The following is a 22,843-nucleotide window of genomic DNA, read 5'->3' on the forward strand; positions in this document are numbered from 1 at the left end:
GTTATCCAGTGTCCGCCACCGGCGCCGATGCCGTCCGGGCAGGCTCGAGCGCGCCGGATTCGCTGATACCGATCCGCTGATGCAGCCACACCAGCGGTCGCGGCGACCACCAGTTCCAGCCGCCGAGGACATGCATGAAGGCGGGCACCAACACCATGCGCACCAGGGTTGCGTCCACAAGTACCGCCAACGTGAGCCCCAACCCGAACATCCGCATGAACGAGACCTCCGCGGCGATCAGCGCGGCGAACGAGATCGACATGACCAGTGCCGCCGCGGTGATGACCCGCCCGGTGCGGGCCAGACCGAGCGCCACCGCCTCGTCGTTGCGTACCCGCGCGGCGCCGCCGTCGGCACGCAGGGCCAGCCAGTTCTCCCGGATGCGGGCAAGCAGGAACACCTCGTAATCCATGGACAACCCGAAGGCGATACAGAACAGCAACACCGGCATGTTCGCCACCAGCGTGCCCGTCGGGGTTGTCCCGAGGGCCGACAGATGGCCGTCCTGGAAGATCCAGACCAGGGCGCCGAATGCGGCCGTCAACGAAAGCACGTTCAGCACAATCGCTTTGACCGGGAGCACGACACTGCCCGTCATCAGGAACAGCAACCCGAAGGTGATCACCGCGATCAGACCGAGCACCCATGGCAACCGGTCGGTGATGGCATCGACGCTGTCCCGATTGACCTGCGCGGTGCCGGTGAACTGGACGGGACGCTCCCCCGGTCCGGGAACGGCGTGCAGCGCGTCCAGTTGCCGCTCCGAGGCGTCGGAGAACAGCGGCGCGGTACTGGCCACGGTCAGGAAGGCGCTACTGTCGGCCAGGCCGGTGGCCGCCGCCGGTGGACCGGATTTGCGGCCGTCGACGAAGGTGCCCGTCGGGCTCGAGACAGCGGCCACGTCGGGCACGACGGACAACGCGCCGGCGTACCGCTCGATATCGGCGGGACCGAGACCGTCGGAGTCGGGGATCACGACGGTGACGGCGGTTGCGGAGTTGTCGGCGAAGTCGGTGCGCAGCTGGTCGCCGACCTGATGCGCCGATGCCGATGCCGGTAACACCCGGTCGTCGGGGAAACCCCACTTCACCCCGAGGAACGGCGCGCCGAGCATCAGCAGCAGGATCACCAGCGCGAGTCCGAGCGGCAGCGCGCGACGCATCACGCCGTGGGTCCACCGGTACCAGAACTGGGTCTGGACCGGTTTGGGAGTGGCGCTGCGGCGGAAGACGTTCAGGGCATCCAGCCGGTCGCCGAGCAACCAGATCACGGCAGGCGTCACCACGATGGCCGCGAGGGCGGCGAACCCGACGGTGGCCACCCCGGCGTAGGCGAAGGACGTGAGGAAGTACATCGGGAACAGCAGCATCGCGGCCATGGACAACGCGACCGTCGTGGCCGAGAACAGCACGGTGCGCCCGGCGGTGGTCATGGTGCGGGTCAGTGCGCGGTCGCGGGAAAAGCCTTCTGCGCGTTCGTCGCGGTACCGGCTGATGATGAGCAGCGTGTAGTCGATGGCCAATGCCAGGCCCATCGCGATGGACAGGTTGAGCGCGAAGATGGACACGTCGGTGGCGAAGGTGATGAGTCGCAGTACCGACATCGATCCGACGATCGCGAACAGTCCGACCAGCATGGGCAGCGCGGCGGCGACCAGGCCGCCGAACACCCACACCAGCACCAGGAAGCTGAGCGGGATGGCAATGGACTCCATGCGCAGCAGATCGCGTTCGGTCTGGGCGTTGATCTGCGCGTAGACCATCGCGCTGCCGCCGGTACGCACGGTGACGCCCGGCCGGTCGTGGTCGATATCGTCCGACAGCGCCGCGGCGTACTTTTGCGCGTCGTTCTCACCTCCGCTGATGCCCGCGATGATCAGTCCCGCGGTTCCGTCCTTGCTGAGGAGTTCGGCGGCGGCTCCCGGCGGAGCCGTCCACGCCGAGGTCACCTGTGCGACGTGTGGCGACCGGCTCAGGCGGTCGGTGATCTCGGTGGCGGCAGCGGTGGCGTCCGGGGCGAGTGCGCCCTGCGGTGAGGCGACGGTGACGAGCAACTGCATATCGCTCTGATCGAACTTGTCCGCGAGCAGTGCGGCCGCCTGCGACGATTCCGACGTCGGGTCACCGAAGCCGCCTGCGGACAGTGTCGATGCGACAGGGACGCCGAAGATGGCGGCGGCGGCCAGCAGAAGTCCCGCGAGGGCCAGCACGCGGCGTGGTGCGGCCATCGAGAGCTGCGCGACTCGGTTCAACATGGTCCCCCCTCAATTGACATATCGACGTTAAGTTAACAGCGATAAGTCACGCGTGGCAATACCCGCGGCGCGTCCATCCACCCGACCCGCTCCGCCTCTGGCTTACCGGAACACTCAAGTCACTTCAGTCACATCAGCCCCAAAAATCACTTCTGCCACACCCTCACACGGCTGTCGCCCTACTCGTGAGTAAGGATTTGCTGAGACACCCCCCGAAACCGATGGTCCCGGCAAACTTCGGATTCCGGGGTTTGGCCCGGCAAAACACCGCTAAGAAGCAGCTCAGGCATACTTTCAGGAGTGCGGAAAATGCATGTTTGAAACACGCCAGCAGCGGTAACCTACCCGCCGGTAAGAACTGCCACGAAATTGCGAGCGCAGCCTCAAAGAACCCTTAATGAGCGGTCATACGCTCAGTGTCATGTGGATCGACGACACCAGTGCCGATGTCATCAAGGTTGATTTCGACGCCCTCTATCACGGGGACGTCCTGGTCGAGGGTGACACCTCCGAGCAGTTCCCAGATCTCGCTGAAGCTGTCTGACTCCAGCTGCTCGACAGCGAGGCCCTGACGCGGCCCACCCGGAGACGTCAGGCTCTCCTCAGTTCTGTATGCGCTCGCGCCGTTGAGACGCACAGCACCGCCCGATCGGCCCATAGCGGGTCCGGCCGGGCGGTGTTCTGTCTCTGCGGTCGACGCCCGCGGCGTGACGCCGCCCGTCGACGACAAAGACCGCCCGGCCGATCACCGCGACGCTGCGGTGCCGACCGGGCGGTCTTCGTCTTGGAGCGGGCCGACGCCTACGCGGGGTCGTCCAGCTTGACCATATCGCCGAGCCGTCCGGTGATGATGTCTTCGGCTTCGTCGACGACGCGGCTGATCAGCTCCGCACAGGTCGGGATGTCGTCGATCAGACCCATCACGGTGCCGACCGTCCAGATTCCGGCATCGATATCGCCGTCGTCGAACACCTTGCGGCCACGCACCCCGGCGACCAGATCCTTGACGTCCTCGAACTGACCACCGTCGGCCAGGATCTGCACCACCTCACGCGAGACCGCGTTGGACGCCACCCGCGCGGTGTTGTGCAGGCTGCGGAAGATCAACTCGGTACCGCGCTCGTTGCCGGCCACGATCGCATCCTTGACGTTCTGGTGGATGCAGGACTCGACCGTGCACATGAAGCGGGTGCCCATGTTGATGCCGTCCGCGCCCAGCGCCAGGGCGGCCACCAGGCCGCGCGCGTCCCCGAAACCGCCCGAGGCGATCATCGGGATCTCGATCTCCTTGGCTGCGGCGGGAATCAGCACCAGACCCGGCACATCGTCCTCGCCCGGGTGGCCGGCACATTCGAAACCGTCGATGCTGATGCCGTCGACGCCCAGGGTCTGCGCCTTCACCGCGTGCCGCACCGAGGTGCACTTGTGCAGCACCTTGATGCCGTTGTCATGGAACATCGGCAGGTGCGGACCGGGGTTGGACCCCGCGGTCTCGACGATCTTGACGCCGGAGTCGACGATCACCTGTCGGTACTCGTCATACGGCGGCGGATTGATCGACGGCAGGATCGTCAGGTTCACCCCGAACGGCTTGTCGGTCAGGTCCCGGGTGCGGGCGATCTCGTTGGCCAGATCGGCCGGAGTCGGCTGGGTCAGCGCGGTGATAAAACCCAGACCGCCCGCGTTGGCCACGGCCGCAACCAGTTCCGCGCGGCCGACCCACTGCATACCGCCCTGGGCGATCGGGTGTTCGACACCGAAGGCCTCGGTGAACTTGGTAACCAAAGACATATCGGTTCCTTACTTACCTGGGAGCCATACGGATGGCACCGTCGAGGCGGATGACCTCACCGTTGAGCATCGGATTTTCCACGATGTGCACGGCGAGGGCGCCGTATTCGTCGGGATCGCCGAGGCGGGCCGGGTGCGGCACCTGCTGGCCTAGGGACTTCTGCGCCTCTTCGGGCAGCGAGCCCAGCAGCGGGGTCTTGAACAGGCCCGGGGCGATGGTGTTGACGCGGATCAGGCTGCGCGACAAGTCGCGTGCGATCGGCAGGGTCATGCCGACGACGCCACCCTTGGAGGCCGAGTAGGCGGCCTGGCCGATCTGGCCGTCGAACGCGGCGACCGAGGCGGTGTTGATGATGACGCCGCGCTCCTCGTTCTTGAGCGGCTCTTGCTTGGCGATCCGCTCGGCGGTCAGGCGCAGCACGTTGAACGTGCCGATCAGGTTGACCTCCACGACCTTGCGGAAACCGTCCAGCGGGAACGGCCCCTCCTTGCCGAGGGTCTTGATGGCGTTGCCGATACCGGCGCAGTTGACGTTGATGCGCACCGGCCCCATCGACTCGGCCACATCGAGTGCCTTGCTGACGGCGTCCTCGTCGGTGACGTTGGCGGCGACGAACTTCGCGCGCTCACCGAGCTCGGCGACGGCCTCCTCACCCTTGAGGTCGATGACGACGACCGAGGCACCGGCGTCGAGCAGCCGCTTGGTGGTGGCAAGTCCCAGGCCCGAGGCCCCTCCGGTGACGACCGCTACCGAATCTTTGATTTCCACGTGCTGAATGTCCTTTCTGGATGGTGATTTTCGAGATGAGCAGTGAGGGAGAAAGAGCCGTCAGGCCCAGTCCTTGAGGATGGTGTCGTTATCGGCACCGATCACCGGCGGCGCGCTCGGCACATCCGGCGCCGTGCGCGAGAACCGGGGGGCCGGCATCGGCTGCAGCCCGTCGGCGGTTTCGTAGAAGGTGGAGCGAGCCGTCACATGTGCCTCGTCGAGGACCTCGCCGAAGCTCAGCACAGGGGTCGCGCAGGCGTCGGTGCCGGCGAAGATGGCCGCCCATTCGTCGCGGGTCTTGGTCTTGAACGTTGCGGTGAACACCGAGCGCAGCTCTTCCCAGCGGCTCATGTCGTTCTGCCCCGGCAGCTCGGCGGCATCCAGACCGAGACCGGTGAGCAGCTCGGCATAGAACTGCGGTTCGATGGCGCCGATCGAGAAGTACTTACCGTCGGCAGTCTCGTAGGTGTCGTAGTACGGGGCGCCGGTGTCGAGCATGTTGGTGCCGCGTTCGTCGCTCCACATGCCCTGCGCGCGGAACGCCCACATCATCTGGATCAGCACCGAGGAGCCGTCGATCATGGCGGCGTCGACGGTCTGGCCCTTGCCCGAGGTCTGGCGCTCGAACAGTGCCGAGAGGATGCCGAGCAGCAGGAACAGCGAGCCGCCGCCGAAATCGCCGGCGAGGTTCAGCGGCGGGACCGGGCGCTCGCCCTTGCGGCCGATAGCGTGCAGCACACCGTTGAGAGAGATGTAGTTGATGTCGTGACCGGCCTGCAGTGCCCGCGGGCCCTCCTGGCCCCATCCCGTCATCCGGGCGTAGACCAGCTTCTCGTTGACCTTGGCGCAGTCCTGCGGCCCCAGACCGAGACGCTCGGTGACACCGGGGCGGAAGCCCTCGATCAGCACATCGGCCTTGGCGACCAGATCGAGGACGAATTGCCGTCCCTCATCGGATTTCAGGTCCGCGGTGACCGAACGCCGGTTGCGCAGCATGGCGTCCTTGCCCGGGCTGTTCTTCGACGAGGGACGGTCCACCCGGACCACCTCGGCGCCCAGATCACCGAGAATCATCGCCGCGTGCGGACCTGGGCCGATACCGGCCAGCTCGACGACTCGCAAACCCTGTAATGGTCCTGCCATGGCTACCGTCCTCCGCAGTTTCAAATCCTGATTAGTTGACCGCCGACATAGCTTACTTGTATAACCAAGTCGACCGGCTTCGGGCCACCCGCCCGCCGAACGTGAAGGCAACAGATGACCTACCGCAGCATCGATCAGCTCCCCGTACAGCTCGCCGACGGCGTGCTCTCGGTGACCTTGAATCGCCCCGACACGCTGAACTCGTTGACGGAGGACATGCTCAACGGCATCGCCGACACGCTCGAACAGGCCGCCACCGACGTGGACGTCCGCGTCGTGAAGTTGTCCGGCGCGGGCCGCGGTTTCAGCTCGGGCGCCAGCATCGGCGCCGATGACGTCTCCGAGACCGACACCGACGGTCCCCGCCGCGCCCTCGACGGTGCCAACCGCGCGGTGCGGGCCATCGTCGCACTGCCCAAACCGGTGGTCTCGGTGGTGCAGGGACCCGTTGCGGGCGTCGGGGTGTCGCTGGCCATCGCCTGCGACATCGTCCTCGCCTCGGAGAAGGCGTTCTTCATGTTGGCCTTCACCAAGATCGGGCTGATGCCCGACGGCGGCGCCTCGGCCCTGGTGGCGGCGGCCGTCGGCCGGATCCGCGCGCAACGGATGGCGCTGCTCGCCGAGCGCATCACCGCCGCGCAGGCCTACGACTGGGGCCTGGTGACCTCGGTGCACGCGCCCGAGGACCTCGACGACGCGGTGAACACCGTGCTCGCAACACTTTCCGGCGGGCCCGCGGTGGCGCTGCGTAAGACCAAGCAGGCCATCAACGAGGCGACGCTGACCGAACTGGAGGCGGCCATCGAACGCGAGCGGGAGGGTCAGTTGACCCTGCTGGCCGCCGAGGACTTCGTGGAGGGCGCCAAGGCCTTCCAACAGGGCAGGAAACCCGCCTTCGGCGATGGTTAAATCGGTGGACTGAGCGTCGTCATTGCGCCACCATCGACCACGTGAGTACGCATGTGGACGCCCGCGGTGGTTGGCGCGTACTGGCACCCTTCAAGATCCGCGACTACCGGCTGCTGATCGCCGCCGTGGCGTGCTCGATCTTCGCCACCGGCATGTGGACCGTCGTGATGGCGCTCCAGGTCATCGCGATCAGCAACGACCCCGCGGCGCTGTCCCTGGTGGCGAGCTGTCTGGCCATCGGCCTGGTGGCATTCGTCCTCGTCGGCGGTATCGCTGCCGACCGATTCCCGCAGCGCGCCATCATCATCGCGGTCGAGACGGTGAACACCGCCGCGGTGACGGCCGTGGCCGCACTCGGTCTTCTCGGCGAGCTTGCCCTGTGGCACATGGCCGTCGCGGCGGCGGCGCTCGGCATCGGGGCGGCATTCTTCTTCCCCGCCTACAGCGCCATCCTGCCGCGGCTGTTGCCGGCCGAACAATTGCTGGCCGCCAACGGGATCGAGGGCGTCATGCGCCCGACATTGCAACAGGCGATCGGCCCGGCGGTCGCCGGTGTGCTGATCGGCGCCACCTTCCCCACGGTCGGTGCCGTCGTCTGCGCGGCGCTGTTCGGTCTCGGCTTGTGCCTGCTGATCGCCACCCGTCCGGTCGCGCAACCCGGCGAAGTCACCCGGGAGAAGACACACGTCCTGGGTGATCTGCGCGAGGGATTCCGCTTCATGGCGCGCACACCGTGGCTGCTGGCGACGCTGTTGTTCGCCAGCGGGTTCATCCTGTTGATCATGGGACCGATCGAGGTCCTGCTGCCGTTCATCACCAACGCGCGTTTCGAACACGGCGAGCGCATCTTCGGTTTCGTGCTGGCCGCGTTCGGACTCGGCAGCGCGATCGGTGCGCTCGCGGTGTCCTCGCGGACGCTGCCCCGCCGCTACCTGACGGTGATGATGGCGTCCTGGACGGTGGGCAACATCCCGATCATCGTCATCGGTTACACCACATCGTTTGTCTGGATGGCGGTGGCGTCGTTCGTCGTCGGGGCGACAAGCGGTGCGGCGATGGTCATTTGGGGCACGCTCTTGCAGCGCCGGGTGCCACCGGCGATGCTGGGCCGGGTGTCCAGCCTGGACTTCTTCGTATCGCTGGTGTTCATGCCGGTGTCGATGGCGCTGGTGGGCCCGCTGTCCAAGATGATCGCCGTAGAGACCATCTTCCTGGCGGCCGGGGTGGGCCCGGTGCTGTTGGGTGGTGCGGCGTATCTGATGGCCCGGATGTCGCGCGACGAGATCGAGCATCCGCTCGACGGCTGAGATCAGACCCCGAAGATCGGCGGCAGGGCCAGCACCATCACCAGTCCCCAGAAGAAGTGCACGAGCATGGGGGCCAGCACCCCGCCGGTGGCCCGACGCAAGAACGCGCAGACGGTGCCCAGGATGATCGCGGCAAAACCGAGCATCGGATTGCCGGTGGTGGCCGCGGTGGCGATCACGTACAGCACCGTCGAGGTGAGTACGGGACGGTGCCGCAACAGCGCCGTGTACAGCGATCCGCGGAAGAACATCTCCTCGGCGAGTCCGTTGATCACCGTGATGAACACGATCAGGTACAGCGGCCCCGATTTCGAGTACTCCAACACGTCGCGGATGTAGTCGTTGACGCCGGGGATCTCGCGCGCCACCAACCCGCCGACCACGAACACCGCACTCAGCCCGAGCCCGATCGCCGTCCCGGTGATGAGGGGACGACGCATCCGCCCGCGGAAGTCGACGCGGCCCATGTGCAACGGTCCGGAGCAGTACGCGCCGATGGCCCACACGCCCGCCAGCGCAAGGGTGAGCCAGATGAACGTATCGTCGCCGGGAGGTCTGCTCAGCGAGTAGCCGAGTAGCGCGGCACCCACCAGCAGCACCGCACCGACCACGAACTTGCGGCGGCCGACCACCGCGGCCGGCTCGTCCGATGGCGGTGCCTTGCGGCCTGCGATCCTACGGAGCTCACCGGTCCACTTCGTCCGGTTCGTCACCGCGGGCTCACCTCGGATCCACCTTGGCCGCGATCTCGGCAAGGACGTCCAGGCCCGTGCGGACGGTCGCCCGCGCTGGACCGGGCAACGGCGCCAGGACGCCCAGCGCCGGTCGCACGATCGACGGTGTCAGTTCCCGGATGCGGGCGAAATCTCCACCGGCCCAGTCCGGGTCGGTGTCGGCAAGATGATGCGGGTCGGCCAGATCGTTGACCGGGCGACGCCGGTGCCGGGCCAGCGAACGGCGGATCGACTCGTCGACGCCGAGCAGACCACCGTCGGGGTCGGCAACCAGGTCACGCAGGCCCGCGTCGGTGGCCACCATCGGGTAGTCGAGGGAGGCGGTGAGGTCCGCGGTCAGGCTGCCCGGCACCGGCAGTGCCAGCGCGGACACCTTGGAGGCGAGCACGGTCGGCACCGGGCCCACCGGGATCTCGACCCTGATGTTGCCGGCCAACCTGGCATAGCCGGCGAGCAGATCCCGATAGGTGGTTCGCTCGGGACCGTAGATGTCATACGAGCCGGCCGGGACGCGCTCCGGATCGGCCGCGGCCACCAGATAGTGCAGGACGTCCCGGATGGAGATCGGATCGATCGGGTTGTGCATCCAGCTCGGGATCGGCAGGACCGGGAAACGGTCGCCGACATAACGCAGGATCTCGAACGAGGTCGACCCGGCGCCGAAGATCAATGCCGCGCCGAGCCACACCAGCTCCGCTCCCCCGGGCTCGGTCAGCGCCTCGGCGACCTCGGCCCGGCCGGCCAGGTGGTCGGAGAGCTCCTCGTCACCGGGGACGAACCCGCCCAGGTACACGATGCGGCCCACACCGGCGGCCTTGGCCGCCTTCGCCACGTTGGCCGCGGCACGGTTGTCGACCTCCCGGAACCCGGGGTCACCGATGCCGTGCACCAGGTAGTACACCGTGTCGATCTGCCCGGCATCATCGAATGCCTTTGTTGCCGAATCCTTCTCGCGTGCGTCCAACTGCACGACGGAAACCCCGTCGAACCAGCCATAGGCGCGCAGGCGTTCGGGTTTCCGGCTGGTCACCACCACCTGATGGCCCGCGTCGAGCAGTTCGCCGACCAGGCGGGAGCCGATGTAGCCGGTCGCACCGGTCATCAAGATCCGCATACGCCCCAACGTACCCAGGCCGCGCCGAACTTAAGCGCCGCTAGCGATGGAGCTCGATCAGGCCCTGATAGACCTGCGCATTCAGCTGATTACCGGCCTTTTCCTCGTCGCTGAGTTCGCGGCGTACCTTGCCCGGGACACCGGCAACCAGGGATCCCGGTGGCACGACCGTTCCCTGGGGTACCACCGCACCGGCTCCCACGAGCGAGCCGGCGCCGATGACGGCTCCGTTGAGCACGACCGCCCCCATCCCGATCAGGCAGTCGTCCTCGACGGTGCAACCGTGCAGCACCGCGTTGTGGCCGACACTCACCCCGGAACCCACCCGCACCGGGAAACCCGGGTCGACATGCACCGTGACGCCGTCCTGCAGGTTGGAACCGGCACCGATCTCGATGGGTTCGAACTCGGCCCGCAGGGTGGCGCCGTACCAGACGCTGGCCTTCGCGGCCAGGGTGACCTGTCCGATCACGGTGGCGTTGGGGGCCACCCAGGATTCGGCGTGCAACTGCGGGGCGCGGCCCTGGATGGGGATGATCAGCGGTTCAGCCATGGCCGTCATGGTAAACGGGCCGCGGCTAGCTCCCCTGATACACCTTGCGGTAACTCGAGGGCGACATTCCCACGCCGCGGCGCAGATGGTGACGCAGATTCCCGCCGGTGCCCAGGCCGGCTCGGCGGGCCACCTCGTCGATGGACAGGTCCTGTGATTCGAGCAGTTCCCTGGCATGGTCCAGGCGCCGGTTGCGGACCCAACTGGCCGGTGCCTCACCGGTTTCCGCCCGGAAGCGGCGATTGAACGTGCGCGGGCTCATATGCGCGTGCCGCGCCAGGTGCTGCACGGTCAGCTCCTCGTCCAGATGATCGAGCGCCCATTGCCGGGTCGCCGCCGTCGACGCGTGATCGGAAAGCGGAACCTGCCGGTCGATGAACTGCGCCTGGCCGCCCTCGCGCCACGGCGGCACCACGCAGTGGCGCGCCACGTCGTTGGCCACCTGGACACCGTGATCGGACCGAATGATGTGCAGGCACAGGTCTATCCCGGCGGCCAGCCCGGCCGAGGTGAGCACGTCACCGTCGTCGACGAACAACACGTTCGCATCCACACACACCGCCGGGTGCAGCGCGCGCAGCGCGTCGGCGTACCGCCAGTGCGTGGTGGCCGGCCGCCCATCCAGCACGCCTGCGGCGGCCAGCACGAACGCACCGGTGCAGATCGAGACCAGCCGGGTACCCGGCCGGATTCCGGCAAGGGCCGCGCGCACCGCGGGTTCCAGGGTGCCGTCGAGTCGGGCCGGTGGGTAGCGGGTTCCGGGAACCACGACGGTGTCGGCCTCGGCCAGCGCGTCGGGTCCGGCCGTCGGCAGCAGGGCGAACCCGTTGGTCGAGGGCACCGGACCCGGCTCGACGGCGCAGGTGATCACCTCGTACAGCGGATCGCCGGTGGTGCCGGCGGCGCTGCCGAACAGCGTCGGGGCGATGGTGGCGTCGAAGCCCACCACCGGCGGCAACAGCAATACGGCGACGCGGTGCATGCGATCCAGTTTGGCACGTTTTTGACGGGTGCTGTCATTTATGCCACTGGTGGACGGCACTCCCGTCGGTGACAGTCATGCCATGACAGTTCTGCGTGCCCCTGGCCGGGTGCACTGGGCCTGGGTGATCGCCGGCGTCAGCTTCGTCGCGCTGCTGGGCGCCGCGGCGTTCCGGTCGGTCCCCGGGGTGTTCATGGTGCCGCTGCACGAGGAGTTCGGCTGGAGCCACGGCACCATCGGGCTGGCGATGTCGGTCAACATGACGCTGTTCGGCGTCACCGCGCCGTTCGCCGCCGCGCTGATGGACCGTCTCGGGGTCCGCCCGGTGCTGGCGGGCGCGCTGGCCCTGATCGCGGCCGGATCGGCGCTGAGCGTCGTGATGACCACCGGCTGGCAACTGGTGCTGCTGTGGGGCGTACTGGTCGGAATCGGCACCGGCGCCATCTCCATGGGCTTCGTGGCCACCGTGGCCACCCGGTGGTTCGAGGCCCGCCGCGGCCTGGTCACCGGGGTGCTGACCGCCGCAAGCGCCACCGGGCAGCTGATCTTCCTGCCGGTGGTGGCCCAGGTGACCACGACGCACGGCTGGCGTTGGGCGGCACTGATCGTCGCGGGAGCGGCGTTGGCGGTGGTCCCGTTGGTGGCGGTGTTCATGCGCAACCGGCCGCAGGACGTCGGGCTGACCGCCTACGGCGCGACCTCCGACGAGCCCGCGCCGGTAGCAGGCGGATCGTTCGGCGCCGCGTTCGAGGGCTTGCGCATCGGCCTGCGTTCGCGGGCGTTCTGGCTACTGGCAGGCAGCTTCGCCATCTGCGGGATGACCACCAACGGACTGATCGGCACACACTTCATCCCGGCCGCCCACGACCATGGGATGCCGACGACCCTTGCCGCGGGATTGCTGGCGACCATCGGCGTGCTCGACGTGGTCGGGACCATCTTCTCGGGGTGGCTGACCGACCGCGTCGACCCGCGCGTGCTGTTGTGTGTCTATTACGCGGGGCGGGGCCTGTCGCTGGTGCTGCTGCCGTCGCTGCTGTCACCGCACGCCGAGCCGAGCACATGGGTTTTCGTCATCTTCTACGGGTTGGACTGGGTGGCGACCGTGCCGCCGACGATCGTGCTGTGCCGGGAATTCTTCGGCTCCCGCGCGCCGATCGTGTTCGGCTGGGTGTTCGCCGCGCATCAGCTCGGGGCCGCCGCCGCCGCGGCCGGTGCCGGCTGGATCCGTGATCTCCAGGGCCAGTATGACCTGGCGTTTTACCTGGCCGCCGGGCTGTGTCTGATCGCGGCACTGCTGTGCGCGGCGGTGCGCCGCCCGGCACGCTGACGGCTCTGCATTTGGCCTCACCGGGGCCGCCGCATACGATTCAACCGGCGCTGCGGGGACGCCATGGCTCGTCAACATCAGTTAGCTGACGGTGGGCAACGCTGGAGATCTCAGAGTTTCCGCTGCTGCGCGCCGACCAACCCAGGGACACAGACACCCTGTCTTGAGCGGAGGAAAACACGTGCACGCTCGCACCGGAAAGCTCTTCGGCGTCGCCGTCGCATCGGCGGCCATCGTCTTCGCGGGAACCGCGGTCACGGCCCAGGCCGAAGAACCCACGACCCCGAACATGGTGATCCCGGAGCCCAAGGGACCGGGCTGCGAGGCCATCAAGTCCGTGGCGTCCGGGCCCGGATCGCTGGCCGTGCTGTCCAAGGCGCAGTCCTCGGCCGCGCTGGCCAGCATCCCGGAGATCTCGACCTTCAGCGAGCTGGTGTCCGGGCAGTTGAACCCGGCCGTGAACGTGGCCTCAGTGCTCGACAACGGCCCCTACATCGTGTTCGCGCCCAGCAATGAGGCCTTCGCCAAGCTCACGCCCGAGCAGCTCGAAACGCTCAAGACCGACCCGGTCGCCGCGACCGCCACCGTCTACTACCACATGGCGCTGGGCATCCTGACCCCCAACGACATCAAGGGCATCATCTACACCCAGCAGGGCAAGCCGGTGACCGTCAAGGGCGATGAGAACAACCTGACCGTCAACGAGCAGGCCAAGGTCACCTGCGGCGGGATCGGCGCCGACCACATGCGGGTCTACATCATCGACACCGTGCTGGATCCGAACACCGCGCCGGCGAGCGTCACGCCGACGACCACCTCGAGCAGCACGTCCGCCACGACGAGCACCTCGGCAGCCGAGACCACCACGTCGGCGACGCCGACCTCCGGTGCCGCCGAGACCCCGGCGACCGTCACCGTCACCGAAACCGCAGCCGGATAGGTCTTCCACTTTCCGTCGAAACGGCGCCCACTCCCACGAGTCGGGCGCCGTTTCTGCGTGCGCTCGGTCTCACGGGCTCGGACGATCCGCCCGCTGAAACCAGGTGGTCGTAGACACGAAAACGGCGCCCGCTCCCCCAGGGAGTCGGGCGCCGCTCTCGTTGTTTCGGCTCTTTACAGACCCAGGTCTCGGCCGATGATCTCCTTCATGATCTCGGTGGTGCCGCCGTAGATCGTCTGGATCCGCACATCGACATAGTCCTTGGCCACCCGGTACTCGTTCATGTATCCGTAGCCACCGTGCAGCTGCAGGCACTGGTCGACGACCTTCTTGCCCAGCTCGGTGCACCACCACTTGGCCTTGGCGGCCTCGACCGCGGTCAGCTCACCGTCGACGACGGCCTGCAGGCAGCGATCCACGTACTGCTCGGCGATGTCGAGTTCGGTCTCCAGCTCGGCCATCACGAAACGGCTGTTCTGGAAGCTGCCGATCGGCTGTCCGAAGGCCTTGCGGTCCTTGACGTACTGCAGCGTCTCGTCGAAGGTGGCGCGCGCTCCGGCGACACCGGCGATGGCGATCGACAGCCGCTCGGACGGCAGATTCTCCATCAGGTGGTAGAAGCCCCTGCCCTCCTTGCCGAGCAGGTTGGCCGCGGGGACGCGGACGTCCTCGAAGTTCAGCTCGGAGGTGTCGGCGGCATGCTGGCCCATCTTGTCCAGCTTGCGACCGCGGGTGAAGCCCTCCATGTCCCGCTCGACGACCAGCAGCGAGAAGCCCTTGTGGCCGGCTTCGGGATCGGTGCGCGCCACCACCACGACCAGGTCGGAGTTGATACCGGCGGAGATGAAGGTCTTGGAGCCGTTGACGATCCAGTCGTCGCCATCGCGCACCGCGGTGGTGCGGATACCGGCGAGATCGCTTCCCGCGCCGGGCTCGCTCATGGCGATGGCGCCGATCAGCTCACCGCTGGCGAAGCCGGGCATCCAACGGTCCAGCTGCTCCTTGGTGGCCAGGTTCTTGAAGTACGGGCCGACGATGTCGTTCTGCAGGCTGATGCCGGGGCACGCCAGTCCGAACTTGGCGAACTCCTCGACGATCACCGCGTTGAAGCGGAAATCGTCGACTCCGCCGCCGCCGTACTCCTCGGGCATGTTGAACCCGATGAGGCCGTAATTGCCTGCCGCCACATAGGCTTCGCGGTCGACCAGACGATTGGCCTCCCACTTCTCCACGTTGGGCAGACACTCCTTCTCCAGGAACTGCTTGGCGGTCTCCCGGAGCTGCTCGTGTTCGGTTTCGAAAACCAGTCTCTTCACTGCTTACTTCGCCTTCCAGACGGGCTCGCGCTTCTGCGCGAATGCCAACGGTCCCTCCATGGCGTCCTCGGTCTTGAGCAGCGTCGCGAACTCGCCGAACGTCTGCTTCCAGAACGGTTCGTCGGCGGCGACGACGCCGTCGACGGCCCCGTAGGACACCCGCTTGCTGGCCCGAACCGCCAACGGCGCGTTGACCGCGATGCGTTCGGCCAGTTCCAGTGCCGCGTCGACGACGGTGCCGTCGGGCACGACCTTGTTGATCAGACCCCATTTGAGCGCGTCGGCCGACGACAGCGGTTCTCCGGTGAACACCAGCTCAAGTGCCAGCTTCTGCGGCAGTTGCGCCACGATGCGGAACACCCCGCCCGCGCCGGCGATCAGACCGCGCTTCACTTCGGGCAGACCGAATTTCGCGCGCTCCTCGGCAACCACCAGATCACTGGCCAGGGCCAGCTCGGTGCCGCCACCGAGGGCGGTGCCGTTGACCGCGGCGATCGTCGGCTTGTCGACGAAGTGCCGCACGTACCCGGCGAAGCCCCACTCCGGATGCTCCGGGTGGAACAGGTTCTCCCCGCGTGAGATCGCCTTGAGATCCGCTCCGGCACAGAAGGACTTGTCCCCTGAGCCGGTCAGCACGATGACCCGCACGTCCGGGTCGTCCTGGGCTGCCTGCAGGGCATCGCCGACGGCGGTCGACACCGACGCGTTGACCGCATTGCGGGCGTCGGGCCGGTTGATCGTGATGATCAGGACATTCCCGCGCTTCTCGGTGAGCGCCCCGGGCTGATCGTTGCTCACAACAGCTCCAGGATGGTCGCGTTGGCCTGGCCGCCACCCTCGCACATGGTCTGCAGTCCGTACTGAATGTTGTTGTCCCGCATGTGATAGAGCAGGGTGGTCAGGATGCGCGCGCCGGAGCCGCCGAGCGGGTGGCCCAGCGCGATGGCGCCGCCATTGGGGTTGAGTTTGTTCTCGTCGGCGCCGATATCCTTCAGCCACGCCATGGGCACCGGGGCGAACGCCTCATTGACCTCGAACGCACCGATCTGATCGACGCTCAGACCCGACTTGGCCAGCGCCTTCTGGGTGGCCGGGATGGGCGCGGTCAGCATGATGACCGGGTCGGCGCCGGCCAGCACCGCGGTGTGCACCTTGGCCAGCGGCTTGAGACCGAGGTCCTTGGCCTTCTCTGCCGACATGACCAGCAGTGCGGCCGATCCGTCGGAGATCTGGCTGGAGTTACCGGCGTGGATCACGCCGTCCTCGCGGAAGGCCGGTTTGATCTTGGCCATCGACTCGACCGTGCCGCCGCGGCGGATGCCGCCGTCTTCGAGCACGACCGTGTCGTTGCCGTCGGCGTCCTTGGTCTTGATGCCCACGATCTGGTCCTTGAATGCGCCGGAATCCTGTGCGGCAGCGGCCTTCTCATGCGAGCGCAGGGAGAACTCATCGAGCTGGGTGCGCGAGAAGCCCCACTGGTCGGCGATCATCTCGGCGCCGACACCCTGGTTGGGGGTCTGCTCGTAGCGCGCCCGGAAAGCATCGGGGTAGGGATGCCCGCCGTTGGCCAGCGAGGAACCCATCGGCGTGCGCGACATCGACTCGACGCCACCGGCGACCACGACGTCGTAATGTCCGGCGATCACACCGGCGACGGCGAAGTGCAGCGACTGCTGGCTGGAACCGCACTGGCGATCCACGGTCACGCCGGGGACGGTCTCGGGCCAGCCCGCGGAAAGCACCGCGGTACGCGCGATGTCGAGGGCCTGCTCGCCGGCCTGCATGACGCAGCCCCAGATGACATCGTCGACCAGGGCGGGGTCGACACCGGCGCGTTCGACCAGGCCGTTGAGCACCTGTGCCGACAGATCGGCGGCGTGCACACCGGACAGGGCGCCGTTGCGCTTCCCGACTGGTGACCGCACCGCTTCGACAATGACCGCTTCAGCCATGAACTTCTCCTTCGAAGGTTGTAGGCGCTATATATAGGTGAAGGTAGAGCAGAAGGTTTACTAGGTCAACCTACTGGTTGGTAGACGACCGGTGAACTCGGATACCGGCCGCGCGTGCCCCGACATGGTTTACTGAGTTGAACACCTAGACGCACGTTAGCCCAGAGGAGCCCACCGTGGCAGGCAGCACCCCGCTTTCGCCGATGATCGGCCGCGATGCCGTCCCCTCGGTGGCCGGTGCGCCCATCCGGAGCCCGAAGACCGCCGAGCTGGTCGCGGGCACCCTGCGGCGCATGGTGGTCGACGGCCAGCTCAAGGAGGGCGACTTCCTGCCCAACGAGGCCGAACTGATGGCGCATTTCGGGGTCAGCCGCCCCACGTTGCGAGAGGCCGTGCGGGTGCTGGAGTCCGAGCGGCTCGTCGAGGTGCGCCGCGGTTCACGCACCGGCGCCCGGGTGCGGGTACCCGGCCCCGAGATCGTCGCCCGCCCGGTGGGTCTTCTCCTGGAGCTCTCCGGGGCCACCATCGCCGATGTGATGACCGCTCGCGCCGGTATCGAGCCGATGGCGGTGCGCCTGCTCACCGAGTCGGGCAACACGGCGGCCTACGACGAACTCGACACGATGATCGCCGAGTATGTCCCGTCCGGGCGCGAGACGGGCCGCATGGCCGAGACGACGGGCGACTTCCACCAGCGCATGGTGGAGCTGTCGGGCAACGCGACGCTGACGATCATGGCCGGGATGCTGCACGAGATCACGGTGCGGCACACCGCCTTCGCCATGAAGGAGAACCGACCGCTGTCCAAGTCGGACTTCGAGATGCTGATGCGGTCCTACAAGCGGTTGATGACGTTGATGCGCTCGGGTGACGGCGGGGCCGCCGAGGCGCACTGGCGTAAGCATCTCGACACCGCCCGGGAACTACTGCTCAAGGGCATGGAGACCGTCAAGGTCCGCGATGTCATGGGCTGAGGAGCTCGCGGATCACCCCGATGTCATGGGCTGAGGAGCTCGCGGATCACCCCGATGTCATGGGCTGAGTTCTTCCCGTTGACTCTGTCGTCAGGGCCTCAGCCACCCGCACTCTCCCGCCCCTGACGCAGGGTCGATGAGCTGACCACGTCGTGCACCGGCACCGTGTCGTCCCACGGCTGGCGGGTCACCATATCGGCGACCTTGACGTGGCCGCGCTCGAACTCTCCGGTCGCGGCGTCGACCAGCCGGTACTGCTGGGTTTGGCGGTGGATGGGTTGCGCGTCGAGCATCACGATGCGCACCTCGCCGGGCTCGAAGTGGCAGCGTGACTGCAGGGCAGCCACCAACTGTTCGTTGCTCATGTGGCCGTCGCCGAAGTTCCAACCGATGGCGGTGGACACGATCCGCTCGCCGTCGGTCAGCGTGTAATCGTCCTCGTTGTGCCCGGCCATCGCCCGGTGGGCCAGGGTGAACAGGGCACGACCATGGGTGTTGAACGAGCGGAACGCATACCCCATGTACATCGGGATCTGCGCGGCCTCCTTGCTGCCATAGAACTTCTCCAGCTGGGCGGCGGGCATGCTCGCGATCGCGACGATACCCGCGGCGATCTTCGCATCGGCCGAGGGTTTGATGCACCACAGCGAGGTGTCCCAGTTCCCGGCGTAGTAGCGCATGCCGGGCAGGAAGGACACCTTGCGCGGGAACAGATTTCCCAGCACGACGGTGCCGGCAACGACAGCGAAGAGCACCAGCGGCCACGGGCTGTTCAGGTCGCCGAACCCGATCGGCGCCTGGCCGATGAACAGCGTCAGCACGCTGAACATCATGAAGACGTTCCACTCCAGTGGCACACCCATCGGGATGGAGCTCAGGATGCCGAAATGGAAGATGAGCATGATCGCCGCGGCGACCGCACCGGCCACACCCCCGTGACTGAAGAACAGCACCAACGGCACCAGCCCCTCGACGGCGGTCGAGAAGTGTCCGATGAATCGGGATCGCCAGCCGGGCCGCAGGTCGTCGGGGAAGTGCTCGAAGAACTTTCGTTTGATCGCCGGCGACCGGAAGATCGGGTTGTTGCTCATCATGGTGGAGATGACGAACGGGAAGTGCTTGTTGAGCTTCGATGTGGCCGCGCCCAACCAGATGACCAGGCACACCAGCTTCGCGGCGATGATGATGTCGGCGCCGCTGAACAGGAAGCAGAACGCCAGCGATCCGTACACCTCGCCGCGGGCGGCCAGGAAGATCACCTTGTCGCGCAGCCCGGCCAGCGCCAGCAGTGCGAGGATCGTCGCGGTCTGCCAGACCGGCAGCACCCCGACGTCGGTGCCCAGTTCCGGGATGGGTCCGGTGCCTTGCGAAAAGAGGGCGACGACGAGCATCACCAGCAGCGCCGCGTAGAGCACCACGTCCAGCACGGTGCGGCCGTCTCCTCTGGTCAGCGGGATCCGGTTGGGCCACGGTGGCAGGCGAATGGTGCCGGGCCGCAACCAGTACAGGATCGATCCCATCGGCGGGAAGAAGCGATTGTTCAGCGGCCCGAATCCGCAGCCGAAGCCGACGACCTCGAAGAGCATCGTGTAGAAGACGACCTTCTGGTACAGGATCGGCTCGGCGTACCAGGACGTGACGTCGGTGAACCCGCCGAGGCCATCGGTGGTGGACAACACCAACACCCAGGCCACCAGGATGTAGGCGAGGATCTTCACGACGTAGAAGAGGTGCAGGGCCACCGGTGTGCCGAAGCCGACCTCGGCCCAGTGCCGCGCCATCGGGACGATCCGTTCGGCGCGGGTGCCCTTGCTCCACTCCTCGAAGTCGATCACCGGAGTGTTCTGCTTCAGGAATCCCATGCCGGTCAGATTAGAACGTGTTCTAGTGCGACCGCCAGCACTTCGGCGATCTCATCCGGCACGCATCATCGGCGGGTGCAACAGCTGCAGGTCTCCCCGCCGGTACAGCTGGGCAGGCCTACCGCCATCGCGTCCGGTGGTGCGGCCCGTCGACACCAGGAATCCGTCGGCCCCGGTCACCTTTCGATGAAAGTTGCGACTGTCCAGGGTTGTCCCCCAAACGATCTCATACACACGACGCAGTTCTGCCACGGTGAATTCGGCCGGGCAGAACGTGGTGGCCAGCGGGGTGTATTCCAGTTTGGCCCTTGCGCGTTCGACTCCGTCGGCCAGGATCCGGTCATGGTCGAACGCCAGGCCGGCGAGGGCGGCCACCGGCAGCCATTGCGCGCCGTCGGCATCGCCGCCGGGGACGGGCAGCGGAAGATCGGGCGCCAACCCGAGGTAGGCGACGGAAACCACCCGCATCCGCGGGTCACGTTGCGGTGCACCGTAACTAGCGAGCTGCTCGAGGTGCAGCCGGTCGGTCGTCAGGCCGGTTTCCTCGGCCAACTCGCGTCCGGCGGCGGCATCGAGATCCTCGTCGGGGCGCACGAATCCGCCGGGTAACGCCCAGCGGTCACGGAACGGCTCCACGCCGCGGCGCACCATCAGCGCGCACAACGCGTCGGACCGGATGGTCAGCGTCACCAGATCGACGGCGACGGCGACCGGCGGATGGTCACCCGAGTCGTAGGACACCCCCGCAGCGTAATCGTCATCTTGACGAAAAGCCACGCCCAGGCTTATCGTCGAAATGACGATAATCAACCAGGAGGTGGCCCGATGGCCGTAATCACCCGATACCCACTGATCCGTCACCTGCGGGTGGCACCGACCGCGCACATCCGCGCACTGCGGTCCGGGAAGGTCAGCCACGACGGGGCCGGACTGGCGTTCTGGTTCCGTCCGCTCACCGCGGCGCTGTCGGAGATTCCGCTCGACGACCGCGAACTGCCGTTGTTCTTCCACGCCCGCACCGCCGATTTCCAGGACGTCACCGTGCAGGCGACGGTCACCTACCGCATCGTCGATCCCGCATTGGCGGCCGCCCGTATCGCTTTCGCCATCGACGTCGACACCGGAGCGTGGCGGGCGGCGCCGCTGGAGCAGGTGGCCGGCCTGTTGACCGAATCGGCACAGCAGCACGCGCTGGACCTGTTGGCGCGCACGGCGCTGACCGATGCACTGGTAGACGGGATCACCGCGGTCCGGGAGCGGATGAGCGGCGGGTTGACCGCCGATCTGCGCCTGGCCGAAACCGGCATCGCCGTGATCGGCGTGCGGGTGGTGGCCATCCGGCCAGAACCGGAGGTCGAACGTGCACTGCAGACGCCGACGCGTGAGAAGGTGCAACAGGATGCCGACAAGGCAACCTTCGAGCGCCGCGCGCTGGCCGTGGAACGCGAGCGCGCCATCGGTGAGAACGAGTTGCAGACCAAGATCGAACTCGCCCGTCGCGAAGAGGAGTTGGTGGCCCAGAACGGCGCCAACGACCGGCTCAAGACCCAGGAATCCTGGGCGGCCGATGCCATCGCCACCGAGGCCAAGGCGCGACGCGAGGTCGCACTGGCCGAAGCACAGGCACAGGCCGCACGGTTGGTCGGCGCAGCCGAAGCCGATGCCGAGGCCGCCCGGCTGGCGGCCTACCGCGACCTGGACGAGGCAACGTTGATCGGATTGGCGGTCAAGGAGTTGGCGGCGAACCTGCCGAAGGTGGAACACCTGGTGTTGACACCGGATCTGCTGGCGCCGGTGCTGGCGCGGCTGGGGGCGACGTCATGAGCACCGCGAGACGCAAGCGAGCGAGGATCGCAGCGAGGCACGAGCGAGGACCGGAACGAGCAGGAGTCGAGCCATGACACCCGCGAGACGCAAGCGAGCGAGGATCGCAGCGAGGCACGAGCGAGGACCGGAACGAGCAGGAGTCGAGCCATGACATTGCCACCGCGGGCGGTCATCGTGCACCGCCGCACCGAACTGGATGACGCGCTGGCCCGGCACGGCACGCACGGTCAGGCGGCCTACTTCCTGAGCAGCCGCGGACAGGACATCGCCGAGCTGGAGCAGCGGCACCGCCTGGTTCAGGAGGCCTTGACCACGGTCGGCGCCGCGATACCCGCGGATTGGCGACGGGGCCGGGTCGAGCGCGCGGACCTGTCTCGGTTCCTGTTCGAGCCCGAGGACGTCGTGATCGTCGTCGGGCAGGACGGACTGGTGGCAAATGTCGCGAAATACCTGCTCGGACAACCCGTTATCGGCATCAACCCCGAACCCGACCGCAACGCGGGTGTGTTGGTGGGCCACCCGCCCGCGGCGGTGGCCGGGCTGGTGCGGGCGGCTGTGCACCCCGACGCCGACGCCGAGTTCCGGGCCATGGTTGCCGCCAGGACCGACGACGGTCAGCAGTTGACCGCGCTCAACGAGATCTTCGTCGGGCACGCCGGCCACCAGACGGCCCGCTACACCCTGGGGCTGCCCGACGGCCGGGTCGAGCAGCAGGCGTCCTCGGGAGTGATCGTCTCGACCGGCACGGGCTCCACCGGGTGGTGCCGTTCGATCTGGCAGCAGCAGGCGCGCAGTGTCCGGCTGCCCGATCCCGAAGAAGCGCGGCTGGCGTGGTTCGTCCGCGAGGCCTGGCCCTCACCGACGACGGGGACGGCACTGGTCGAGGGCGAGTTGGCGTGTGCGGCAATGAGTCTGCGCGTCGAGTCCGATCGGTTGGTCGCGTTCGGCGACGGGGTGGAGTCCGACGCGCTTAGCCTGTCCTGGGGTCAGCGGATCACCGTCGGGCTGGCGCGGCAGTGGTTGCGGCTGCTGCGCTGACTCCCCTCGTGATTTCGGTGAGGATACGGGCGGTCACCGCCCGTATCC

At 67.3% G+C, this 22,843-nt stretch carries 21 protein-coding genes; 8 read left to right on the forward strand and 13 right to left on the reverse strand.

Going from position 1 to position 22,843, the window contains the following annotated elements; all coding sequences use genetic code 11:
• Window position 1: 1 nt before the first annotated feature.
• Complete coding sequence (locus FBY28_RS07190) at window positions 2-2,254, reverse strand: MMPL family transporter (RefSeq protein ID WP_141865462.1); 2,253 nt, start codon at window positions 2,252-2,254, stop codon at window positions 2-4.
• A gap of 421 nt (window positions 2,255-2,675) precedes the next feature.
• Here FBY28_RS07190 and FBY28_RS26150 point away from each other — a divergent pair, with 421 nt between their 5' ends.
• On the forward strand, window positions 2,676-2,798 hold the full coding sequence (locus tag FBY28_RS26150) for a hypothetical protein (RefSeq protein ID WP_019510862.1): 123 nt from the start codon (window positions 2,676-2,678) through the stop codon (window positions 2,796-2,798).
• 257 nt (window positions 2,799-3,055) lie between these two features.
• Here FBY28_RS26150 and FBY28_RS07200 read toward each other — a convergent pair whose 3' ends face one another.
• The 3 genes from FBY28_RS07200 to FBY28_RS07210 are packed head-to-tail and all read right to left on the reverse strand — an operon-like array spanning window position 3,056 to window position 5,957.
• Window positions 3,056-4,045 carry an NAD(P)H-dependent flavin oxidoreductase gene (locus FBY28_RS07200; protein ID WP_141865464.1) on the reverse strand — a complete coding sequence of 330 codons (990 nt, stop codon included), beginning with the start codon at window positions 4,043-4,045 and terminating at the stop codon, window positions 3,056-3,058.
• A gap of 13 nt (window positions 4,046-4,058) precedes the next feature.
• Window positions 4,059-4,814 carry a 3-hydroxyacyl-CoA dehydrogenase gene (locus FBY28_RS07205; RefSeq protein WP_019510864.1) on the reverse strand — a complete coding sequence of 252 codons (756 nt, stop codon included), beginning with the start codon at window positions 4,812-4,814 and terminating at the stop codon, window positions 4,059-4,061.
• Between the two features lie 60 nt (window positions 4,815-4,874).
• On the reverse strand, window positions 4,875-5,957 hold the full coding sequence (locus FBY28_RS07210; protein WP_141865466.1) for a CaiB/BaiF CoA transferase family protein: 1,083 nt from the start codon (window positions 5,955-5,957) through the stop codon (window positions 4,875-4,877).
• Between the two features lie 114 nt (window positions 5,958-6,071).
• Here FBY28_RS07210 and FBY28_RS07215 point away from each other — a divergent pair, with 114 nt between their 5' ends.
• Window positions 6,072-6,866: an enoyl-CoA hydratase gene (locus FBY28_RS07215; protein WP_141865468.1), complete on the forward strand. Its 795-nt coding sequence runs from the start codon at window positions 6,072-6,074 to the stop codon at window positions 6,864-6,866.
• 53 nt (window positions 6,867-6,919) lie between these two features.
• The gene (tet(V), locus tag FBY28_RS07220) at window positions 6,920-8,173 is read left to right on the forward strand and encodes a tetracycline efflux MFS transporter Tet(V) (protein ID WP_141870094.1); all 1,254 of its coding nucleotides are present in this window, start codon (window positions 6,920-6,922) and stop codon (window positions 8,171-8,173) included.
• Between the two features lie 2 nt (window positions 8,174-8,175).
• On the opposite strand, the gene FBY28_RS07225 is transcribed toward tet(V), so the two are convergent.
• Genes FBY28_RS07225 through FBY28_RS07240 form a run of 4 tightly spaced genes read right to left on the reverse strand, consistent with a single transcriptional unit; the run spans window position 8,176 to window position 11,556 of the window.
• Window positions 8,176-8,886, reverse strand: a complete 711-nt coding sequence (locus FBY28_RS07225; RefSeq protein ID WP_141865470.1) for a CPBP family intramembrane glutamic endopeptidase — start codon at window positions 8,884-8,886, stop codon at window positions 8,176-8,178.
• Window positions 8,887-8,893: 7 nt separating this feature from the next.
• A complete protein-coding gene (locus FBY28_RS07230) occupies window positions 8,894-10,021 on the reverse strand; it encodes an NAD(P)H-binding protein (protein ID WP_141865472.1) in 1,128 nt (375 codons plus the stop codon).
• A 40-nt stretch (window positions 10,022-10,061) separates the two neighbouring features.
• Window positions 10,062-10,574, reverse strand: a complete 513-nt coding sequence (locus tag FBY28_RS07235) for a gamma carbonic anhydrase family protein (RefSeq protein ID WP_141865474.1) — start codon at window positions 10,572-10,574, stop codon at window positions 10,062-10,064.
• Window positions 10,575-10,599: 25 nt separating this feature from the next.
• Window positions 10,600-11,556, reverse strand: coding sequence for a GlxA family transcriptional regulator (locus FBY28_RS07240; protein WP_141865476.1), 957 nt, complete (start codon window positions 11,554-11,556; stop codon window positions 10,600-10,602).
• A gap of 82 nt (window positions 11,557-11,638) precedes the next feature.
• Between FBY28_RS07240 and FBY28_RS07245 the strand changes: the two genes are divergently transcribed.
• On the forward strand, window positions 11,639-12,886 hold the full coding sequence (locus FBY28_RS07245; RefSeq protein ID WP_141865478.1) for an MFS transporter: 1,248 nt from the start codon (window positions 11,639-11,641) through the stop codon (window positions 12,884-12,886).
• A 181-nt stretch (window positions 12,887-13,067) separates the two neighbouring features.
• The gene (locus FBY28_RS07250; protein WP_141865480.1) at window positions 13,068-13,826 is read left to right on the forward strand and encodes a fasciclin domain-containing protein; all 759 of its coding nucleotides are present in this window, start codon (window positions 13,068-13,070) and stop codon (window positions 13,824-13,826) included.
• Window positions 13,827-13,999: 173 nt separating this feature from the next.
• Here FBY28_RS07250 and FBY28_RS07255 read toward each other — a convergent pair whose 3' ends face one another.
• The 3 genes from FBY28_RS07255 to FBY28_RS07265 are packed head-to-tail and all read right to left on the reverse strand — an operon-like array spanning window position 14,000 to window position 17,094.
• Complete coding sequence (locus FBY28_RS07255; protein WP_019510874.1) at window positions 14,000-15,142, reverse strand: acyl-CoA dehydrogenase family protein; 1,143 nt, start codon at window positions 15,140-15,142, stop codon at window positions 14,000-14,002.
• A gap of 3 nt (window positions 15,143-15,145) precedes the next feature.
• Entirely contained in the window at window positions 15,146-15,940 is a 795-nt protein-coding gene (locus FBY28_RS07260) for a crotonase/enoyl-CoA hydratase family protein (RefSeq protein WP_141865482.1), read from the reverse strand.
• Window positions 15,937-17,094 (reverse strand): thiolase family protein, encoded by a 1,158-nt coding sequence (locus tag FBY28_RS07265; RefSeq protein ID WP_019510876.1) that lies wholly within the window; start codon window positions 17,092-17,094, stop codon window positions 15,937-15,939. Before FBY28_RS07265 ends, FBY28_RS07260 begins: the two co-directional genes overlap by 4 nt.
• A 176-nt stretch (window positions 17,095-17,270) precedes the next feature.
• Between FBY28_RS07265 and FBY28_RS07270 the strand changes: the two genes are divergently transcribed.
• The gene (locus FBY28_RS07270) at window positions 17,271-18,068 is read left to right on the forward strand and encodes a FadR/GntR family transcriptional regulator (protein WP_141865484.1); all 798 of its coding nucleotides are present in this window, start codon (window positions 17,271-17,273) and stop codon (window positions 18,066-18,068) included.
• A gap of 98 nt (window positions 18,069-18,166) precedes the next feature.
• Here FBY28_RS07270 and FBY28_RS07275 read toward each other — a convergent pair whose 3' ends face one another.
• Together FBY28_RS07275 and FBY28_RS07280 are read right to left on the reverse strand one after the other, a co-directional pair.
• The gene (locus FBY28_RS07275; RefSeq protein WP_141865486.1) at window positions 18,167-19,930 is read right to left on the reverse strand and encodes a DUF3556 domain-containing protein; all 1,764 of its coding nucleotides are present in this window, start codon (window positions 19,928-19,930) and stop codon (window positions 18,167-18,169) included.
• Between the two features lie 51 nt (window positions 19,931-19,981).
• Window positions 19,982-20,671: an NUDIX hydrolase gene (locus FBY28_RS07280; protein WP_141865487.1), complete on the reverse strand. Its 690-nt coding sequence runs from the start codon at window positions 20,669-20,671 to the stop codon at window positions 19,982-19,984.
• A gap of 84 nt (window positions 20,672-20,755) precedes the next feature.
• Here FBY28_RS07280 and FBY28_RS07285 point away from each other — a divergent pair, with 84 nt between their 5' ends.
• Together FBY28_RS07285 and FBY28_RS07290 are read left to right on the forward strand one after the other, a co-directional pair.
• The gene (locus tag FBY28_RS07285) at window positions 20,756-21,754 is read left to right on the forward strand and encodes an SPFH domain-containing protein (protein ID WP_141865489.1); all 999 of its coding nucleotides are present in this window, start codon (window positions 20,756-20,758) and stop codon (window positions 21,752-21,754) included.
• A gap of 150 nt (window positions 21,755-21,904) precedes the next feature.
• Window positions 21,905-22,795, forward strand: a complete 891-nt coding sequence (locus FBY28_RS07290) for an NAD(+)/NADH kinase (RefSeq protein WP_141865491.1) — start codon at window positions 21,905-21,907, stop codon at window positions 22,793-22,795.
• The last annotated feature ends 48 nt before the right edge of the window (window positions 22,796-22,843 follow it).

Origin of the sequence: Arthrobacter sp. SLBN-53 (assembly GCF_006715585.1) — a bacterium.
Lineage (GTDB): Bacteria > Actinomycetota > Actinomycetes > Mycobacteriales > Mycobacteriaceae > Mycobacterium > Mycobacterium neoaurum_A.

Excerpts from the sequence above, each read along its gene's own strand:
- FBY28_RS07190 (WP_141865462.1), bottom strand. The coding sequence starts at position 2,254 with ATGTTGAACCGAGTCGCGCAGCTCTCGATGGCCGCACCACGCCGCGTG.
- FBY28_RS26150 (WP_019510862.1), top strand. The coding sequence starts at position 2,676 with ATGTGGATCGACGACACCAGTGCCGATGTCATCAAGGTTGATTTCGAC.
- FBY28_RS07200 (WP_141865464.1), bottom strand. The coding sequence starts at position 4,045 with ATGTCTTTGGTTACCAAGTTCACCGAGGCCTTCGGTGTCGAACACCCG.
- FBY28_RS07210 (WP_141865466.1), bottom strand. The coding sequence starts at position 5,957 with ATGGCAGGACCATTACAGGGTTTGCGAGTCGTCGAGCTGGCCGGTATC.
- FBY28_RS07215 (WP_141865468.1), top strand. The coding sequence starts at position 6,072 with ATGACCTACCGCAGCATCGATCAGCTCCCCGTACAGCTCGCCGACGGC.
- FBY28_RS07230 (WP_141865472.1), bottom strand. The coding sequence starts at position 10,021 with ATGCGGATCTTGATGACCGGTGCGACCGGCTACATCGGCTCCCGCCTG.
- FBY28_RS07235 (WP_141865474.1), bottom strand. The coding sequence starts at position 10,574 with ATGGCTGAACCGCTGATCATCCCCATCCAGGGCCGCGCCCCGCAGTTG.
- FBY28_RS07240 (WP_141865476.1), bottom strand. The coding sequence starts at position 11,556 with ATGCACCGCGTCGCCGTATTGCTGTTGCCGCCGGTGGTGGGCTTCGAC.
- FBY28_RS07245 (WP_141865478.1), top strand. The coding sequence starts at position 11,639 with ATGACAGTTCTGCGTGCCCCTGGCCGGGTGCACTGGGCCTGGGTGATC.
- FBY28_RS07265 (WP_019510876.1), bottom strand. The coding sequence starts at position 17,094 with ATGGCTGAAGCGGTCATTGTCGAAGCGGTGCGGTCACCAGTCGGGAAG.
- FBY28_RS07275 (WP_141865486.1), bottom strand. The coding sequence starts at position 19,930 with ATGGGATTCCTGAAGCAGAACACTCCGGTGATCGACTTCGAGGAGTGG.
- FBY28_RS07285 (WP_141865489.1), top strand. The coding sequence starts at position 20,756 with ATGGCCGTAATCACCCGATACCCACTGATCCGTCACCTGCGGGTGGCA.
- FBY28_RS07290 (WP_141865491.1), top strand. The coding sequence starts at position 21,905 with ATGACATTGCCACCGCGGGCGGTCATCGTGCACCGCCGCACCGAACTG.